Source organism: Endozoicomonas sp. SESOKO3, from assembly GCF_024606255.1.
The window spans coordinates 1-1237 of sequence record NZ_JAHHPR010000570.1; the positions used below are offsets into that span (position 1 = coordinate 1).

The 1237-nt window shown below is 50.2% G+C and carries 1 protein-coding gene and 1 pseudogene; both read left to right on the top strand.

Going from position 1 to position 1237, the window contains the following annotated elements; translation table 11 throughout:
* Positions 1 to 894: pseudogene (locus KDK18_RS09775) on the top strand (hypothetical protein); the annotation flags it as partial.
* Positions 891 to 1237, top strand: a 347-nt coding sequence (locus tag KDK18_RS09780; protein ID WP_373691167.1) for a UvrD-helicase domain-containing protein, incomplete at its 3' end; no start/stop codon positions are given. The pseudogene KDK18_RS09775 and the gene KDK18_RS09780, both read left to right, overlap by 4 nt.

The window sequence follows — 1237 nt, forward strand, 5'->3', positions numbered from 1 at the left end:
CCAGAAGAACTGGAAGTTCCGGAATTATTGAGATTCTTTCGTAATCCCAGTCAATATTTCTGCAACCGGAGATTAAAGGTCTTCTTCGAACAGGAAGAAACCTTGTTAGCCGACACTGAACCTTTTGCTCTGGACGCACTGGACACATACTGGCTCAAATCATCCATACTGGAAGCCTTACTCACAGAGAGCAGCCTGGACAGCCTCCGGGAAAAATTAAACGCCACTGGTACACTACCCCATGGCGCCTTCGGTGAACTGCTGCTGGAAGACCAACAGAATAGTGTCTCTCCTCTCGTGGAAAAGCTAAGGGATGCCATTCTTAAACCCCTGGATGATGTTGAGGTCAATCTCTCAGTCGCCGGTATCAAGGTCACTGGTTGGCTGAAACAACATTACTCATTTGCAGGTCAGAATTCCGGGCTGCTGCGCTACCGGGCTGCCAGACTGAAAGCAAAAGACAAGCTATTCGTCTGGATAGAACATCTCCTGTATTGCACCTCTCAGGAAAATTCGGGAGCAACTGGCCATACCCGGCTGATAGGCCTGGACGAAGAGATAGTGTTTACTGTCATCCCTGCACAACAGGCCAGAGCTTACCTTAACGATCTGGTATCGCTTTACCTCAGGGGACAAACTCGACCTGTTCCTTTCTTTCCTGCGACCTCACAGGCGTGGCTGGAGAAAATGGATGAGGAGGAAAAAGCACGCAAAGCGGCCGAGACAGCCTTTTATGGTGGTTTCATGGTTCACGGGGAAATTGAGAATGCTTACATACAACGAACGTTTCCTGAGCTGGAACCAATCTTTGACGAATTTACCGACCTGAGCCGTCTTATTCTCGGGCCCATGACTGACACGATCGAAGTGGTTTCAGAGGGAAGCCGAAAATGACTGCAACCACTCATGTGCCTTTAATGGAGCAACACCCCATAACAAAAATAGCCAACCAACCAATGCAGCTGGAAGCACGAACCTTCCCCCTGCACGGAAACCGTTTGATCGAAGCCAGCGCCGGAACAGGCAAAACCTATACGATTGCCAACCTTTTTCTAAGGCTGGTCCTTGGGCACGGGCCCGAGCACGATCAGAAAAAGTCAGCCCACTGCAAACCTCTGACAGTTGACCAGATTTTGGTAGTCACCTTCACCGAGGCAGCCACTGGGGAACTGAGAGATCGTATTCGCGCCCGACTACATCAGGCCAGAGAGGCGTTTGAAAAGAGTCTGACGGATGA